This is a genomic window from Pseudomonas sp. P5_B2 (assembly GCF_056400445.1).
This window is the reverse complement of record NZ_JBFULH010001181.1, coordinates 1-898: the sequence shown is the minus strand read 5'-3', so window position 1 is coordinate 898 and position 898 is coordinate 1. Positions and strand designations below refer to the sequence as shown.

The 898-nt window shown below is 47.2% G+C and carries 1 protein-coding gene; it reads right to left on the bottom strand.

Going from position 1 to position 898, the window contains the following annotated elements; all coding sequences use genetic code 11:
- A partial coding sequence (locus tag AC1DRJ_RS30045; protein WP_477805320.1) for a DEAD/DEAH box helicase occupies positions 1 to 805 on the bottom strand: 805 nt, incomplete at its 3' end.
- Positions 806 to 898: the final 93 nt, after the last annotated feature.

The following is an 898-nucleotide window of genomic DNA, read 5'->3' as shown; positions in this document are numbered from 1 at the left end:
GAACCGTATCTACTAGAAAATTTTGGCTGGTAAGTTTCTCCGATAGCACAGCATCGTCATTAACCAGTTGTCGTATGTGGTTCGCCTGAGCCCGGAATGGACTGACGACACCAACAGACCCTTGGTAATTTCGCTCAATTACGAGCTGCTGCAACGTTTTGAGCACAGCCCGCGCCTCCACATCATTTATTACTCCACCACTCTCGGGCCTATCTACCACTCCCTTCACGTCAACCCATCTGATACCTGGGTCTTCAGGTGTTGGATGCTTTAATTCGCTATAGCGAGTCGCTACCCTTAAGTCGCCTTCATAAAATGTCTTGTTGGAGAATTCAATGATATCTTCATGAGATCGGTGATGATCTCGCAGGTTGACGATATCGGATGTTTTAGCCAGTCCATATGCCAGATCAAATAGGGAGGTGTAGGAGTATGCCCATTGAGGATAATCCAACAGCAGTCCGAATTTATCGAGCAGCTGCTGGTCCTGACCGCGAACCAATCCACTAATGTGAGCTAACTGCTTTGGGTCTCCAATAACAACTGCTCGCTTTGCCCGATACAACAGTGGCAATGCCGAAGCAATATCGCATTGACTTGCCTCATCGAAGATTACGAGATCAAAATGATTCGGATTAAAAGGTAATTTGCCTTTTGCTGATAGCGACGTCACAGCCCAGCATGAAAGTAGATGACTGACTCTGGAAAACAGAGAGTAGTATTGCCGGAGAATTTTATTTTCAAGTTGTGCATCCGTTCCTGTGTCGATGACCATTTTCAGTAAAGCGCGGTACTTGCTGAGCAAGGATCGATCCGATGCAGAGAGCCGATTCGGCTGCAGTCGCAACCATCCACGCCATAAATGCTCGGCATTCGACTTTATCTTTGCCTGTAGGGC